The 16,299-nt window shown below is 38.0% G+C and carries 12 protein-coding genes and 1 pseudogene; 3 read left to right on the forward strand and 10 right to left on the reverse strand.

Annotation, left to right across the window (positions count from 1 at the left end; all coding sequences use genetic code 11):
• Positions 1–35 precede the first annotated feature (35 nt).
• Positions 36–1,397 (forward strand): oxygen-independent coproporphyrinogen III oxidase, encoded by a 1,362-nt coding sequence (gene hemN / locus HX062_RS07430; protein ID WP_286466985.1) that lies wholly within the window; start codon positions 36–38, stop codon positions 1,395–1,397.
• 321 nt (positions 1,398–1,718) lie between these two features.
• Here hemN and HX062_RS07435 read toward each other — a convergent pair whose 3' ends face one another.
• From HX062_RS07435 to ychF, 6 genes are all read right to left on the reverse strand, one after another.
• Entirely contained in the window at positions 1,719–2,636 is a 918-nt protein-coding gene (locus HX062_RS07435; protein WP_182627685.1) for a phospholipase A, read from the reverse strand.
• Positions 2,637–2,719: 83 nt separating this feature from the next.
• Positions 2,720–5,386 carry a DNA gyrase/topoisomerase IV subunit A gene (locus HX062_RS07440; RefSeq protein ID WP_286466986.1) on the reverse strand — a complete coding sequence of 889 codons (2,667 nt, stop codon included), beginning with the start codon at positions 5,384–5,386 and terminating at the stop codon, positions 2,720–2,722.
• A 3-nt stretch (positions 5,387–5,389) separates the two neighbouring features.
• On the reverse strand, positions 5,390–7,243 hold the full coding sequence (locus HX062_RS07445) for a DNA topoisomerase IV subunit B (protein ID WP_182627689.1): 1,854 nt from the start codon (positions 7,241–7,243) through the stop codon (positions 5,390–5,392).
• Between the two features lie 95 nt (positions 7,244–7,338).
• On the reverse strand, positions 7,339–8,256 hold the full coding sequence (locus HX062_RS07450; protein WP_220497684.1) for a YihY/virulence factor BrkB family protein: 918 nt from the start codon (positions 8,254–8,256) through the stop codon (positions 7,339–7,341).
• Positions 8,257–8,258: 2 nt separating this feature from the next.
• The gene (locus tag HX062_RS07455) at positions 8,259–8,927 is read right to left on the reverse strand and encodes a TIGR02117 family protein (RefSeq protein ID WP_286466987.1); all 669 of its coding nucleotides are present in this window, start codon (positions 8,925–8,927) and stop codon (positions 8,259–8,261) included.
• Between the two features lie 93 nt (positions 8,928–9,020).
• Positions 9,021–10,115, reverse strand: coding sequence for a redox-regulated ATPase YchF (gene ychF / locus HX062_RS07460; protein WP_182627693.1), 1,095 nt, complete (start codon positions 10,113–10,115; stop codon positions 9,021–9,023).
• Between the two features lie 178 nt (positions 10,116–10,293).
• Between ychF and HX062_RS07465 the strand changes: the two genes are divergently transcribed.
• Positions 10,294–10,767, forward strand: coding sequence for a GNAT family N-acetyltransferase (locus HX062_RS07465; RefSeq protein ID WP_286466988.1), 474 nt, complete (start codon positions 10,294–10,296; stop codon positions 10,765–10,767).
• A gap of 57 nt (positions 10,768–10,824) precedes the next feature.
• Here the strand turns inward: HX062_RS07465 and HX062_RS07470 are convergent.
• From HX062_RS07470 to aroB, 4 genes and pseudogenes are all read right to left on the reverse strand, one after another.
• A pseudogene (locus HX062_RS07470) lies at positions 10,825–11,121 on the reverse strand (DNA primase); the annotation flags it as partial.
• A gap of 97 nt (positions 11,122–11,218) precedes the next feature.
• On the reverse strand, positions 11,219–12,193 hold the full coding sequence (locus tag HX062_RS07475; RefSeq protein WP_182627697.1) for a deoxyhypusine synthase family protein: 975 nt from the start codon (positions 12,191–12,193) through the stop codon (positions 11,219–11,221).
• 26 nt (positions 12,194–12,219) lie between these two features.
• Positions 12,220–13,623 (reverse strand): type III PLP-dependent enzyme domain-containing protein, encoded by a 1,404-nt coding sequence (locus HX062_RS07480; protein WP_182627699.1) that lies wholly within the window; start codon positions 13,621–13,623, stop codon positions 12,220–12,222.
• 299 nt (positions 13,624–13,922) lie between these two features.
• Positions 13,923–14,990: a 3-dehydroquinate synthase gene (aroB, locus tag HX062_RS07485; RefSeq protein WP_182627702.1), complete on the reverse strand. Its 1,068-nt coding sequence runs from the start codon at positions 14,988–14,990 to the stop codon at positions 13,923–13,925.
• 93 nt (positions 14,991–15,083) lie between these two features.
• Here aroB and HX062_RS07490 point away from each other — a divergent pair, with 93 nt between their 5' ends.
• Positions 15,084–16,256: a proline dehydrogenase family protein gene (locus HX062_RS07490; RefSeq protein WP_182627704.1), complete on the forward strand. Its 1,173-nt coding sequence runs from the start codon at positions 15,084–15,086 to the stop codon at positions 16,254–16,256.
• The last annotated feature ends 43 nt before the right edge of the window (positions 16,257–16,299 follow it).

Consider the following 16,299-nt stretch of genomic DNA (forward strand, 5'->3'; position numbering starts at 1 on the left):
TTATTCCTGTTACATTTGTTACAAATATACGAAAAATGGCTACCCCTCTAATTCAAAAATACAATGTACCTGGTCCTCGATATACCAGTTATCCTACTGTTCCCTATTGGGATGAGACGAGTTTTTCCCGTGATAAATGGCTAAAAAGTGTCAAAGCAACTTTTGATCAAACCAATCAAAGTGAAGGTATTAGTTTATACATTCACTTGCCGTACTGCGAGAGTTTATGTACGTTTTGTGGTTGTCACAAGCACATCACCAAACGCCATGAAGTGGAAATTCCCTACATACAAGCCGTATTAAAAGAATGGGCGTTGTATTGTACCTTGTTAGAAGATAAGCCGCGAATCAAAGAGATTCACTTAGGCGGAGGCACACCTACTTTTTTTACACCGGAACACCTACAGCTGTTATTTGAAGGAATATTAGCGCGTGCTGAAAAAGCTCCACAGTATGAATTCAGCTTTGAAGGTCATCCAAACAACACAACAAGAGAGCATTTACAAACTTTATATACCCTTGGTTTTCGAAGAGTTAGCTTTGGTGTACAAGACTACAATCGCGAGATACAAAAGGCCATAAATCGTAATCAAACGTTTCACGATGTTGCTAAAGTAACTCTTTGGGCCAAGGAATTGGGCTATACTTCTATTTCTCATGATATAATTTTTGGTTTGCCTTTTCAGACCATCGATCACGTGGTGGATACCATTGAGAAAACAAAGTCTTTATCCCCTGATCGCTTGGCTTTTTACAGCTATGCTCATGTGCCATGGATCAAAGGCAATGGACAACGCGGTTTTAAAGATGAGGATGTTCCCAAAGATGAGGAAAAGAGAAAGCTTTATGAAATAGGAAAAAACCTATTGGAAGAAAAGGGATATATTGAAATTGGGATGGATCACTTCGCTTTAAAGTCGGACAGCTTGTACAAAGCGATGAATACCAATAGTATTCACCGAAACTTCATGGGGTACACTTCATCTAAGACAGATGTAATGATCGGATTAGGTGTTTCTGCGATTAGCGACAGCTGGACTGCTTTTGCTCAAAACGAAAAAAACATAGAAACCTACTATGCACTACTTGAAAAAAATGAAATTCCAGTAGTAAAAGGTCATATTTTAAACGAAGAAGATTTGATAATTAGAAAACATATCCTACATTTAATGTGTGATTTAAAAACCGATTTGTCTGACGATTTACATTTAATTGATTTCCAACCTATTTTGGAGGAATTAAAAGAAATGGAAAACGACCAGTTGATCACCATTAACAATCACGTCATTACGGTGAACAAAGTAGGGCGTGCTTTTGTTCGCAATATATGTATGGCTTTGGATTTGCGTTTGCAACGCAACAAACCAGACCGCGCTTTATTTTCTATGACGATTTAATTGAACGAGCTATGAATAAAAAAGTTGAAAAAATAACCACCTATCTTGTCCTTTTTCTTTTATTCTATGGGATCTACCAGCTAGACCTAGACAATCTTTGGTCCATACAGGTGAATTGGTTTTCATTCCTGGCTTTTATCATATTCTTTTGCTATTTGGTGTTTTCATTAAAGCATGCAGCAAAAAAGCAAGATATGCAAAAACAAAAATAAGGAACAGAAGAAGCAAAAAACAGATTGTTTTATTACTACATACAACTGCCACTATAATGTATAAAAAAAGGAGAATCATGCGTTCTCCTTTTTTTATATCGTATTGTTATTAATACCACTCCATTAGGGATATTCCTACCCCAATTGTTGTTTGGTTCCAGTTGTAGTCAATTAGCGATTCACCATATCCATTGTTAATCACAAAGAAAGCCTTTAGGTTATTCTTAATGGGATAGGTATAGGTGAATTCGTGAAATCCTCTATAATCTTCATTTAAACGCATATTGTTTCGCATCATAAAGGTAAAAACTTGTCCGTTTCGTTGATAAGCCACTGTTAGTTCACCTTTTCCATAGTATTCTGAAATACGCGCATTGTCGTCACTTTTATTTTTCTCTTTCAGTCGCATCCAGGGTTTAACCATAATAGTCCAATCCCTATACTCCATCCCAAGGTGAAAAACCAAGCGATTCCAGCTTCTTGAGGTTGGTTCACTCTTTCCATTGGACTGGTGATTGAAGGCTAAACCGGCCATTTTAAATTTTAGGTTGTGCAAGGACAAATCCAACGGATAGTTAAAAATGATTTCAGGTTCATAGTTCAACTCCCGAAAAGGTCTAGAAATCTTCTCATTATACGCTTGCCAATTGGCGGTTTGCGTAAAAGCTAACCAAATATCCCCCTTGCCAAATAACAGTCCTTCCACTACTTTGGTTTTGAAACTCAACTGAAAGCGAATTTCGGTTTCATTGTAATTATTCGCAGCTGGTCTATCCATGTGCTCGCTATAGCTAAACGGCTGGTTATTGGGTCTATTAGACCAACGCCCAGGCAATACATAGATGGGTTTATAGGGAGAAATAGTAAACGTTTTTCCCTTGGCCGTTGGACCTAAATCCCATCGTTCCGACAGCGAATGAACATCCTCTTGTTCGAATAAATTATCCGTTGACGGTGTTTGCGCATAAGCGCCACAGGTAGCAATAAGGGCTAATCCTAAACATTGTCTATACTTTTTCAGTTTCATGTACTATTCCTGTTTATTTACGCTCTAGTAACCATCGCGATGACTACCGTAAGCTATGCTTCTTTCAAAGTTGTACAATCAATCTAAAACAAACTACTTTGACCATCCTCATCTACATTGACATCGGGTAGATTTTCCAAGTCGTAATTTGTTGTGTCTTCTTGCGTTTCTACCTCCTCTTCATAAGGCAAAGATTCCAAATGATCAATTTGTTTTACCTTATCTGCGGTTAGTTGATTACCTAAAGCTTTAATTCCTTTAATCGTTATAAATTGCTCTAAATCAACAACTAAGTTTTCTTTTTGTACGCCTTTTACCTTGGCAAAAACAACTTCAACTACAGGGCGATAATCTGTTGAAATCAGTTCTAATTTTGAGTTCTCGTGTTCAGAAATAAAGATGTCTTCTCTATTTTCATTTTCAATGATAAATCGCTTCACATAGTAACGCGCTTTTTCCCCATCGAAATAAATAGCTGAAATCGGTTTGTTTGGTTTCCACTTTTCTAAGACGATCATATCTTCTTCGAAGTGTGTAGTCAATTCAGGCACCACTGTTTTGATTTTCCCACTTTGGGTAATAATCATCAGGCGATCTTCTGCTTTAAATTCGCCTAACAGCTCTCCTCTACCTTCCACGTTTAAACGTCTAACGGCTTCATCATACCATATTTTACGCGGGCGCAAGGTTGAGATTCCCTTTTCTTTCAGTTCAATCTTCTTGATGGCGTATTTAGTGACCAAATTTCCTTTGGCAATACGTCCTTTAATCAATAGATCGGCGAAATCAAGGTCAAATTTCAACTTCTTAACATTGCTCAACTGTCGCAATAAAATAGTCACTACTTCTGCTTCACCATTTGGATTGGCAGAGAAATACAATACTTGTGACCCTGGATTCCCTTGCGTTAAGTCATATACTTTATCACGAGTGATACTCATCACATTGAAGCGCTTACTATAAGACGGTCCGGATTTACCATCGCGGTAGATTAAGTTGTAGATGGTGCGTTTGTCGTTTTTGGCAAATACATCAATGTGGATGATATCTTTTCCGACAAAGCGCTTCTCTTCTACTTTGGAAATAACCATAGATCCATCGCGTAAGAAAACGATAATATCGTCAATATCAGAACAGTCACAAACGTATTCATCTTTGCGCAGGGAAGTTCCAAAGAAACCTTCTTGTCTGTTGACGTATAATTTGGTATTTCGCAACACCACTTTCGTTGCTTCGATGGTATCAAAGCTTCTCAACTCCGTTTTGCGCTCTTTACCTTTGCCGTATTTTTCTTTTAGGCTTGTAAAATATTTGATTGCAAAATCAACCAAGTGTTCTAAGTTGTATTTTACTTTTTCGATATCACCTTCAAGAGCTTCGATTAGCTGATTTGCTTTATCAATGTCAAAACGAGAAATACGCTTAATTCGAATTTCTGTAAGCTTGATAATATCTTCTTGAGTAACAGCTCTTTTGAGGTTAACAATAAACGGTTTAAGTCCCTCATCAATCGCGCTGAGTACACCCTCCCATGTTTCTTCTTCCTCAATGGCACGGTAAATTCTATTTTCGATAAAAATGCGCTCTAAGGAGAGGAAGTGCCAACGTTCTTCTAACTCTTGTAGTTCGATTTCGAGTTCTTGTCGAAGCAGGTCAACGGTTTGATGCGTAGAGCGTTTCAACATTTCAGAAACTCCGATAAAGAGAGGTTTATTATCTTGAATAATACAAGCCAGTGGAGCGATTGACGTTTCACAAGCCGTAAAGGCATAGAGGGCGTCAATGGTTTTATCTGGTGATGTACCCGGCGGTAGGTGAATTAATATTTCAACACTAGCTGCCGTATTATCTTCAATTTTTCTAATTTTCAGTTTTCCTTTCTCATTCGCTTTTAATATACTATCAATCAACGATGTTGTGGTTGTTGAGAAAGGGATTTGCGTAACGACGAGGGTATTTTTATCTAGCTGAGAAATGCGTGCGCGAACGCGAACACGGCCTCCTCTGAGTCCGTCGTTGTAAGCAGACACATCAGCAATTCCCTCGGTTGGAAAATCGGGATATAACGTAAAAGGTTTCCCTTTCAATATTTTTACTGAGGCGTCGATTAATTCATTAAAGTTGTGTGGTAAGACTTTCGTTGAGAGTCCAACCGCAATTCCCTCTGCACCTTGTGCTAAGAGCAAAGGAAACTTTACAGGGAGGTTGATTGGTTCGTTTCTACGGCCGTCGTAAGACGATTGCCATTCTGTAATTTTTGGAGAATACAGCACTTCTAGGGCGAATTTGCTCAGACGTGCTTCGATATAACGCGAAGCAGCGGCACCATCACCTGTGAGGATATTCCCCCAGTTTCCTTGCATATCGATCAACAACTCCTTTTGTCCTAGTTGTACCATGGCGTCACCAATACTCGCATCACCGTGTGGGTGATACTGCATGGTATGTCCAACGATATTCGCTACTTTATTGTATCGACCGTCATCCAATTCTTTCATTGAGTGCATGATACGGCGTTGTACGGGTTTAAACCCATCCTCAATCGCCGGTACAGCACGTTCCAAAATTACGTACGAAGCATAGTCCAAGAACCACTCTTTGTACATACCCGTAACTTTGGTAATGGTTTCTTTTTCCTCTTCTTCTTCTTGTAACGCTGTATGATCTTCAACAAATTCCCCATTATCTAGGTTATTTGATTGGATATCGTCCTTCAAATTATCGTCCTTCAAATTATCTTCAGTGCTCATAGTCTATTCTTCTACAACATCAAGTTCAACTTTCAAATTATCAATGATAAATTCTTGTCTATCAGGGGTATTTTTACCCATATAAAACTCTAACATCTTTTCGATAGACATGGATTTGTCCAACATCACGGGATCTAGGCGAATACTTTCTCCGATGAAGTGTTGAAATTCATCTGGTGAAATTTCTCCCAATCCTTTAAATCGCGTGATTTCGGGTTTAGGTTTAAGCTTTTCAATTGCCGCTACGCGTTCTTCTTCGCTATAGCAATAGATGGTTTCTTTTTTGTTTCGAACGCGGAACAAAGGCGTTTGCAAAATATATAAGTGACCTTCTTTGATAAGTTCTGGGAAGAATTGCAAGAAGAAAGTAATTAACAACAAGCGGATGTGCATTCCATCGACATCGGCATCGGTAGCGATTACGATGTTGTTGTAGCGCAGGCTTTCGAAATCCTCTTCAATATCGAGTGCGGCTTGTAGTAAGTTAAACTCTTCGTTTTCGTAAACAATCTTCTTCGTCATCCCGTAGGAGTTCAGAGGCTTTCCACGCAAACTAAATACGGCTTGTGTGTTGACATCTCTTGACTTGGTGATTGATCCCGACGCAGAATCTCCCTCGGTAATAAACAAGGTACTTTCGAGGTATCTCGGGTTTTTAATATCCGTTAAGTGCACGCGACAGTCGCGTAGTTTGCGGTTGTGCAAGCTCGCTTTTTTGGCGCGTTCTTTTGCTATTTTTCGAATACCTGACAATTCTTTGCGTTCGCGTTCAGCTTGCAAAATTTTGCGCAACAGCGCATCTGCAATTTCTGGATTCTTATGAAGGTAGTTATCGAGTTGTGTTTTCACAAAATCGTTCACAAAGGTACGCACTGTTGGCAAATCGGGGCCCATATCAGTTGATCCCAATTTTGTTTTGGTTTGGGATTCAAATACAGGTTCTTCAACTTTTACTGAAATTGCGGCTACAATCGACTTTCGAATATCTGATGCTTCAAAGTTTTTGTTGTAGAACTCCTTTAATGTACGCACCAAAGCCTCTCTAAAAGCGCCTAAATGCGTTCCTCCTTGTGTGGTATTTTGCCCGTTGACAAAGGAATAGTACTCTTCAGAGTACTGACTTTTACTGTGTGTAATTGCCACTTCAATATCATCTCCTGTCAAGTGAATGATTGGGTACACTTGATCCTCTAGATCGATATTTTCATTGAGCAAGTCTTTCAACCCGTTTTCTGAGTAGAACTTTTCTCCGTTAAAGATGATCGTCAGTCCTTTGTTCAGGTAACAGTAGTTTTTGAGCATGCGCTCAATATACTCCTTGCGGTACTTGTAGTTTTTAAAAATCTTTTCATCTGCGATAAAGGACACTTTGGTTCCTTTGCGCTTGGTTGTTTCGATTAACTCTTCTTCATTGACCAAGTTCCCAGCTGAGAAGTCTGCGGCTTTTTGTTGGTTATCGCGAACAGAAACCACGCGAAAATACGTGGACAGTGCGTTGACTGCTTTCGTACCTACTCCGTTAAGACCAACTGATTTTTTAAATGCTTTTGAGTCGTACTTTCCTCCTGTGTTCATTTTTGACACTACATCGATCACCTTTCCCAATGGAATACCACGTCCGAAGTCACGAACCGTAACCATTTTGTCTTTTAGGGTAACTTCAATAGTTTTTCCTGTGCCCATCACAAACTCATCAATACTATTGTCAATTACCTCTTTGATCAGGATGTAAATCCCATCATCAGGAGACGATCCATCACCAAGCTTACCGATATACATACCCGGACGCATACGGATATGTTCTTTCCAATCTAAAGAACGAATATTGTCTTCAGTATACTGATTTTGATTTTGCATATAAATTGTTGGAATTTGTGCTAAAATACTACTATTTAAGGTAAAATAAAAATGATAAAAATTTGTAAATACCGTTTTTTTGCATGTTAAACTTTCTATTCTTCCGTCTTTTTGATGGCATTTTTATCAATTTCTAAAGAAAATGCTCCAGGTCTGATTCGCTGACCAAACAACAAAGCATAATTTTTGGTAAATTCAGCACCAAAATACAAAATCATGGCAGAGTAATAGACCCAAATTAGCATAACAATAATTGAACCTGCGGCACCGTAAAGAGAGGATTTAGCTGTAGTACCCAAATAAAGACCAATGCCAAATTTACCTACCATAAACAGTATGGCTGTAAAAGCAGCCCCTATAAAGGCATCTTTTAGGCGGATTATCCCATTGGGTAAGGTTTTAAAAATAACTGCAAACAAGAGGGTAATAATCAAAAATACTATAATATTATTGACTAGTTGAACCAAATAAATCGTAGACTCTGCGAAATAGGTTGTTAAATACTCAAAAAGAATACTAGCTATAGAATTGATTAACAAGCTCACTAACAAGAGAAAACCAACCGACCCAATCATAGCAAACGACAACAGTCGATTTTTAATTAACCGAATAACGCTTTTTTCGGGTTTTGCTACAAATCCCCAAATATAATTGAGTGAGCTTTGTATTTCTGCAAAAACACCCGAGGCGGTAAACAGCAACATAACTACCCCAATAATCGTAGGCAAGACTCCTGAGCGATTGAGGGTCACATTATTCATGGCATTTTCCACTTCTTTGGCCGTATTAGGACCGACTAAATCTCCAACTTGCTGGTAGAAAAAAGAGGAAACGTCCTTTTCTTCTAAGAAAAATCCCGAAGCCGATATAATTAAAATAATTAAAGGGGGCAGTGCAAAAATAGTATAGTAAGACAAGGCCGCGCTAAAGGTTGTCGCACGATCGTCTAAGAAATCAACCACTGACTGTTTCAATAACTTTCCTATTTTCTTATATGGTATTTTCTGAATCATATTTATTTATAATGCCTTAAAATTCCTTGATCGTGTAAGGCCCATAGGGCGGCTTTTTGATTGCATTGTTTCAATCCTTGATTCACCCAGGTATTACACGTATAAAATAAACTATAACTTCCTTTTGCTTCATAGAACGCATCAGATGCTTCATACCCTGGAACATCTATGCGTTGATACTCCCCATGTTCCTCGACAAAACTCGCCTGAATATAATGAACGAGGGTTTGATATTCCGCTGGGGTTAAGGTGAGCTTTATTGCCTGATCGCCTGCTGCAAAAGCCGAATAGGCCGTTACGTGCATCGCTGAAGCACCGACACCTGAAAGCGCCTGAAGTGCTGTACTCATGCGCAAATCACTCCATGTAGGCGTATCAATATAAAATCCCCTATCTCCCCAACCAAAGGCCACCCAGCGAATGGTACGACTTTCAAAATCAAACGTTGATTGCCAATCTATAACCGTTGTGGTTACAGGAAGCACAAAATCAGTATGAACTCCATTAGTGGACAAATAGATGGTTATCTCTTGTCCACCAGGCTTTTCTCTTGCTGCGTCTTGCTGATAGGGCCAGAGGGATAAGATATAAAATACCCCAAGGTAAACGATGACAAATGTAAAAAAACACAAGATAATCACCTTTACAAATCGTGCTATTTTTTTTAGCATAAATGACCTTAATCTGATAAATAAAAACTTAAATATACAAAAAAAGAGAGGTTATTAAGGCCTCTCTTTCTTGATTCTTCTCTTTTTTATGTCTTATACATTGAAACGGAAATGCATCACATCACCATCTTTTACAATGTACTCTTTTCCTTCTACTCTAAGTTTACCTGCTTCTTTAACTTTAGCTTCAGAACCAAAAGTTACATAGTCATCGTAGGCGATCACTTCCGCGCGGATGAATCCTTTTTCGAAATCAGTATGGATTACTCCTGCTGCTTGAGGCGCTGTATCTCCCACGTTAATTGTCCATGCTCTCACTTCTTTTACACCTGCGGTAAAATACGTTTGCAATTTCAAAAGCTTATATGCTGAACGGATCAATTTTGACGAACCTGGCTCTTCAAGACCTAAATCTTCCAAGAACATTTGACGTTCTTCAAAGGTTTCAAGTTCTGTGATATCCGCTTCAGTTCCGACAGCCAATACAATTACTTCTGCATTTTCGTCTTTCACCAATTCTCTTACCTGCTCCACATAGGCATTTCCATGAACTGCAGCACCTTCGTCAACGTTACACACGTATAACACTGGTTTAGTGGTAATTAATTGAAAAGCTTCCAACAATTCCTCTTCGTCTTGGTTTTTTGCCTCTACCACACGAGCGGATTTTCCCGCTAATAAGGTTTCTCTAATACGCTCTAATAAATCTGCTTCTACTTGTGCTTCTTTATTTCCTGTTTTAGCTGCTTTTTTTACTTTTTCTAAGCGTTTTTCAACGGTTTCTAGGTCTTTCAACTGCAATTCGATGTCGATTGTTTCTTTGTCGCGAATTGGGTTTACTTTACCATCAACGTGAACGATATTGTCGTTATCAAAACAACGCAAAACATGAATAATCGCATTACACTCGCGAATATTTCCGAGGAATTGATTACCCAATCCTTCACCTTTACTCGCTCCTTTTACCAATCCGGCGATATCTACGATTTCAACTGTTGCTGGCAAAACGCGCTCAGGGTTTACCAATTCTTCTAATTTCAATAAACGCGGATCTGGCACGTTTACAACCCCAACATTGGGCTCAATTGTACAGAATGGGAAGTTAGCACTTTGCGCTTTAGCGTTTGACAAACAATTGAATAGTGTTGATTTTCCAACATTAGGCAATCCTACAATACCTGCTTTCATATTTTTAGTAACTTATTGTCTTTTTATAATGTTTGCAAATATATTCAAATTTTACAGAAAAACTTCTTTTCTAAACCACATAAAAAGCCTATCTACCGCTAAATACACAATCTATGGTCATTCTTTTAGTACAACTGCTTGGAACTTGTTAATTTTGTAGGTTTAAAACACACCTTTTATGTTAGGAGAATCACTTCAAATTACTGAAATTAAAGATAAAGCCTACCCGATGTCGCTGCTACTCTTAGCAGATGAGACGGTCGAAGCTATAGGGCACTATATAGACGACAGCCGAGTGTATAGCGTTTGCTACCAACAAGAGGAAATAGCCGTTTTTTGTTTGTATCCACTTACTGCAGATACGCTGGAAATAAAAAATATAGCGGTTGCTGAAGCCTTTCAAAACAAGCAGATTGGCAGTTTTTTACTCGATTATATTAAAGTGCTAGCCAAAGAGCAAAACTACAAAACTTTAATTGTTGGGACGGGGGATACAGGCGATGCTCAAATTCGCTTTTACCAGCGCAATGGCTTTGTCCTTTTTGACAAGCGCAAAAACTTTTTTATCGACTATTATCCCGAGCCTATTTTTGAAAATGGCAGACAGTTAGTAGATATGGTTTTACTGAAATGGGAAGTAGATCAAGACTAAAAAAAAAGAGCTACCGCATTGCGGTAGCTCTTTGTATAATATGTCTTGAAACTGTTAATCTTCTTCGTCAGCAATTTCTAAGTCTTTCAATGCATCTAATGAATCATCTGCAGGATCTACAAAATCATCCTCATCTTCGTCGTCGAAGTTTTCGATACGATCTGCTAACTTAGTACTTACTTTAACTAAATAGATGGTGTCTTCTGTTCTTACCTCTACAGCTTCAACAGTTTCGTTTTTAATATTTTTAAAACGAATAATATCTGAGTCGTCATAACCATCAGGAAACTTTTCCACTAAAAGTGTCAAAATTTCGTTTGTTAATTTCGCGTAATCAACAATTACTCTCTTCATTTTATATTTATTGCTTTATTTCGTTTTCAAATGTAATAGCTAAATCCTAATTAACAAATAAAATACGGATATTTTATTAAGATTTTTTGTCTATTCATTAATGACCTAGAATGTAGGCAAATACTAATGGAGCCACAATTGTTGCATCCGACTCAATTACATATTTTGGTGTATCTACATCCAATTTACCCCACGTAATTTTCTCATTTGGCACTGCACCTGAGTATGAACCATACGAAGTAGTAGAGTCAGAGATTTGACAGAAATACGCCCAGAAAGGAACGTCTTCCCACTCTAAATCTTGGTACATCATTGGCACAACACAGATAGGGAAATCTCCAGAGATACCTCCTGCGATTTGGAAGAATCCAACTCCTTTACCACCAGAATTAGCACGGTACCACTCTGTCAAGTAAATCATGTACTCAATTCCTGATTTTACAGTGTGTACGTTTAATTTTCCTTTAATAACGTTTGAAGTAAAGATATTACCACAAGTTGAATCTTCCCATCCTGGAACAACGATAGGCAAGTTTTTCTCTGCTGCTGCCACAATCCAAGAATCTTTAGGGTCGATTTCGTAGTATTGCTCTAACACACCTGAATTCACTACTTGATATAAGAATTCGTGTGGGAAATAGCGCTCACCTTTAGCTTCAGCAGCATGCCATACATCTTCTAAGTGTTTTTGCAAACGACGGAATGCTTCTTCTTCAGGGATACAAGTATCCGTTACGCGGTTATAGTGATTGTCTAATAATTCTCTTTCTTGCTCTGGCGTTAAATCTCTATAGTTTGGCACTCGTTTGTAGTGTGAGTGAGCTACTAAGTTCATTACGTCTTCCTCTAAGTTAGCTCCTGTACAAGAAATAAAGTGAACTTTATCTTGACGGATCATTTCAGCTAATGAAATACCTAATTCTGCAGTACTCATTGCTCCTCCCATAGAGATTAACATTTTTCCACCTTCTGCTAAATGCAATTCGTATCCTTTTGCAGCATCTACTAATGCAGCTGCATTAAAGTGTCTATATTGATGCTCAATAAACTGACTAATTGGTCCTTTACTCATTTTATTAATCTTTTACTGTTATGTGTTTATTTATTTCTGTTGTAACCTAATATTTCTAATACTTCCTCTGCTGTTTGCTGTTCAGAGAACAACTCCGATGCGATGATTCCGTTTTCATCCTTGTCAATCAAGATGTGTTTCGGCTGCGGAATTAAACAGTGGTGAATACCACCAAATCCTCCGATTGTATCTTGGTATGCTCCCGTATTAAAGAATCCAATATACAACGGCTTTTCTTTGTTGTACTTCGGCAAATAGATGGCGTTTAAGTTTTGCTCCGAGTTGTAGTAGTCATCACTATCACAAGTTAATCCCCCTAACAAAATACGCTCATACGCATCATTCCAACGATTAATTGGCAACATAATGAATCTTTTATTAATTGCCCAAGAATCTGGTAATGTTGTGATAAAAGAAGAGTCGATCATATTCCACTTCTCTCTGTCATTTTGTTGTTTTTGGTATAGGATTTCGTATATAGCCCCTCCACTTTCTCCAACGGTATAAGACCCAAATTCAGTAAAGATATTTGGCACGTCTACTTCTGCTTCCTCGCAAACGATTTTAATTTGGTTGATGATTTCATCTACCATGTACTGGTAGTCGAATTCAAAAGCCAAGGAATCTTTGATTGGGAAACCACCACCGATATTCAAGCTGTCTAACGTAGGACATTCTTTTTTCAGGGTGATATACACTTTCAAACACTTCACCAATTCATTCCAGTAATAGGCTGTATCACGTATACCTGTGTTGATAAAGAAGTGAAGCATTTTCAATTCTACCTTTGGATTATCTGCGATTTGCTTTCTGTAGAAAGGCAAAATGCTCTTATATCCAATTCCCAAACGAGAGGTATAGAATTCGAACTTTGGAGATTCTTCCGAAGCGATGCGGATACCGATCTTGAATTTCTTTTCAATTTGGTCTTGCAACAGCTCTAGCTCTTCGTAATTGTCGATAATTGGAATAGTATTGTCGTGCTTGTTGTTGATTAAATTCGCAATATTGTCAATGTATTGGCTGCGTTTGAAACCGTTACAAATAACGAAAGTATCTTTGTTAATCTTACCTGTTTCCAACAAGTTCTCCACGATATTTACGTCAAAAGCAGACGATGTTTCTACGTGAATATCATTTTTGAAGGCTTCGTTTAAGACATAAGAAAAATGCGAACTCTTCGTACAATAGCAGTAGTAATAATTCCCTTTGTATTTATTTTTCTCCATTGCTTTTCTAAAGATACCTTTAGCCTTAGCAATATTATCTGAAATCTTTGGTAAATAAGTGAATTTTAAGGGTGTACCGTATTTTTCAACTAACCCCATTAAATCAATATTGTGAAATTGAAGATTGTCCTTATTTAGTTTAAACTCCTCTTGGGGGAAATAAAAAGTTTGATTGATTAGATCAACGTATTTTGTGTTCATTTGAAAAGTCAATTTTAAAAGTTATTAATTATTTTAATCTAAACGGTGATTAAACCGCTTTTCAAACTCTAATATTGGCAAATACAATGGGCAGCTTATGTCGAAAACGAAAAGAGTTCAACGCTTCCTTTGAATATTTAATAATCGTATATACAAAATTAGCCTTTTGTTTTCTTACAAAACGCTTGATGTTTCTTCGAGATGAAACACACAATCTAATATATAAAACATCTATTTTCACGAGGGCAAATGTAACAAAATATTAAATCGAAATAGTAAAAAGACACTTAAAATAATTACTATTTTAAATAATCCACAAACCCACTAAATATCAAATCTTTAGTGACCTCCACATCATAGGATGCCTCCCCTATTTTCGACAATAAAACCATTCGAATCTCACCAGCTCTATTTTTCTTGTCAAACTTTAGCCAGGACAGGATTTCTTCTATCTCTGTTTCGGAAAATATTTGTTTTCCATAAATATACTGAATTGATTCTTTTATTCCTTGATATATTGATTGATTTAACCCCAAAGTAACAGTTGATATATAAGATTCAATGATCATTCCGATGGCAATTGCTTCTCCGTGTAACATACGTTCTTTATTTGGATTTGTCAAATAATAACTTTCAACGGCATGGCCGATGCTGTGTCCAAAGTTCAATATTTTGCGCAATCCTTGCTCTTGGGGGTCTTGTTGAACGATTTGACTTTTGATAGCAACCCCGTGATAGATGAGGGTTTCAATATCGCCAAAATCGACTTGAGCAATATCTTTTAAGTGATTAAAATAGCTTTCATCGTAGATTAATCCGTGTTTGAGCATTTCCGCATAGCCCGATTTGAGTTCTCTGGCCTCAAGTGTTTCTAGGTATTGAGCATCGATGACAACCATTTTGGGCATGGCAAAAGAACCGATACAATTTTTAGCTCCATCGAGGTCTACGCCTGTTTTCCCACCAATGGATGCATCGACCATGGCCAATAAAGTAGTAGGTACGATATAACAGTCGATTCCCCTCATGTAAACAGAAGCGACAAATCCGCCTAAATCAGAGACCACACCACCACCCACGGTGATTAGGGCGCTATAACGGTCGAGGCCTAGCTCCAACATTGCTGCCCAAACGCCTTCACATGTCGTTAGGTTTTTGGCCGTCTCCCCTGCTTCAATTTCTACGATTTCAAAGGGAACAGTTGTGGGCAAATGAGCTAAAAAATGAGGCAAACAAAGTTCATTACACGTGGAGTCTGTAAGAATCAACAGCTTACTGTAGTTTTTTTCATTGAGCTGCTCTCCTAAAACAGCATAACCCTCTACGCCAAAATAGATCGGATAATCTGGTGTTTCTACTTTTATCATTTACTTTCAATTTCCACACAAAGTAAAGGAGAAAAAATTGAATTAAAAGTAAAAGAGTCAGTATATTTGCCCAACATTTATCATTACTACATAATGAAAAACTTATTTAACAATACAGAAGTAGCATTTGCACTTAAGAATAATAAGGAGTTAAAGAGAGCTCATTTTTTATTCAAAATGATTAGCAAACCCGTTCTTGTAAAAATGGGATCATCTCTTGCTAATTTTGCCATCAAAACCCATTTACCTGTAACAGGATTAATCCGGTCAACGGTATTCGACCATTTCTGTGGTGGAATCAACGAAGTGGATTGTTTGGGTGTAGTGGATAAAATGTACAAACAAGGTGGTGTTGCCTCCGTGTTGGACTATTCTGTAGAGGGAAAAGAAACCGAAGAACAGTTTGATGCGGCATTAAACATGACGATCAAAACGATTGAATTAGCAAAAGGAAGACCAGATGCAATTCCATTTGCTGTATTCAAGCCAACAGGTTTTGGGCGTTTTGATATGTTTGTAAAAAAGGGAGAAGGCAAACCATTTACTGCTGAGGAAGAAAAAGAATGGGAACGCATTGTGTACCGTTTTAACATGGCTTGTAAATTTGCTTATGACCATGATGTATTATTGTTGATTGACGCTGAGCACAGCTGGATGCAAGATGCAGCAGATGCAATTGTATTGGATATGATGCGCAAGTACAACAAGGAGAAAGCGTTGATTTACAATACTGCACAAATGTACCGTTGGGATCGTTTGCAGTTTTTAAAAGACTTGCACCTGATTGCAAAAGCAGAAGGCTTTCACATTGGGATGAAGGTTGTTCGTGGTGCCTATATGGAAATTGAAAGAGAACGCGCTGCGCAAAAAGGGTATAAATCGCCTATTTGTGTAGACAAACAAGCGACAGACATCAACTACGATGCGGGTGTAACCTATATGTTGGAAAACATGGACTGCATGGCTTTATTCGCTGGAACACATAACGAAAACAGTTCTAAATTGGTGATGGATTTAATGGAGAAACACCAAATCGCTCACCATGATAAACGCCTTTTCTTTGGTCAATTATACGGAATGAGTGATAATATTAGTTTCAACTTAGCCAAAGCCAATTACAACGTAGCCAAATATCTTCCGTTTGGTCCTGTTCGCGACGTAATTCCTTATTTAATCCGCCGTGCACAAGAGAACACCTCGGTTAAAGGTCAAACAAATCGCGAGTTAGATCTAATTGAAACAGAAATGAAACGACGCAACCTCTAAGTTGCATCAGTATAAAAATAAGGCTATCAAAATAGCCTAACAA

Source organism: Myroides sp. DF42-4-2 (assembly GCF_030326445.1).
Classification (GTDB): domain Bacteria; phylum Bacteroidota; class Bacteroidia; order Flavobacteriales; family Flavobacteriaceae; genus Flavobacterium.

Coding starts and splice junctions, on each gene's coding strand:
- hemN (WP_286466985.1), top strand. CDS start 36: ATGGCTACCCCTCTAATTCAAAAATACAATGTACCTGGTCCTCGATAT.
- HX062_RS07435 (WP_182627685.1), bottom strand. CDS start 2,636: ATGAAACTGAAAAAGTATAGACAATGTTTAGGATTAGCCCTTATTGCT.
- HX062_RS07440 (WP_286466986.1), bottom strand. CDS start 5,386: ATGAGCACTGAAGATAATTTGAAGGACGATAATTTGAAGGACGATATC.
- HX062_RS07445 (WP_182627689.1), bottom strand. CDS start 7,243: ATGCAAAATCAAAATCAGTATACTGAAGACAATATTCGTTCTTTAGAT.
- HX062_RS07450 (WP_220497684.1), bottom strand. CDS start 8,256: ATGATTCAGAAAATACCATATAAGAAAATAGGAAAGTTATTGAAACAG.
- HX062_RS07455 (WP_286466987.1), bottom strand. CDS start 8,927: ATGCTAAAAAAAATAGCACGATTTGTAAAGGTGATTATCTTGTGTTTT.
- ychF (WP_182627693.1), bottom strand. CDS start 10,115: ATGAAAGCAGGTATTGTAGGATTGCCTAATGTTGGAAAATCAACACTA.
- HX062_RS07465 (WP_286466988.1), top strand. CDS start 10,294: ATGTTAGGAGAATCACTTCAAATTACTGAAATTAAAGATAAAGCCTAC.
- HX062_RS07475 (WP_182627697.1), bottom strand. CDS start 12,193: ATGAGTAAAGGACCAATTAGTCAGTTTATTGAGCATCAATATAGACAC.
- HX062_RS07480 (WP_182627699.1), bottom strand. CDS start 13,623: ATGAACACAAAATACGTTGATCTAATCAATCAAACTTTTTATTTCCCC.
- aroB (WP_182627702.1), bottom strand. CDS start 14,990: ATGATAAAAGTAGAAACACCAGATTATCCGATCTATTTTGGCGTAGAG.
- HX062_RS07490 (WP_182627704.1), top strand. CDS start 15,084: ATGAAAAACTTATTTAACAATACAGAAGTAGCATTTGCACTTAAGAAT.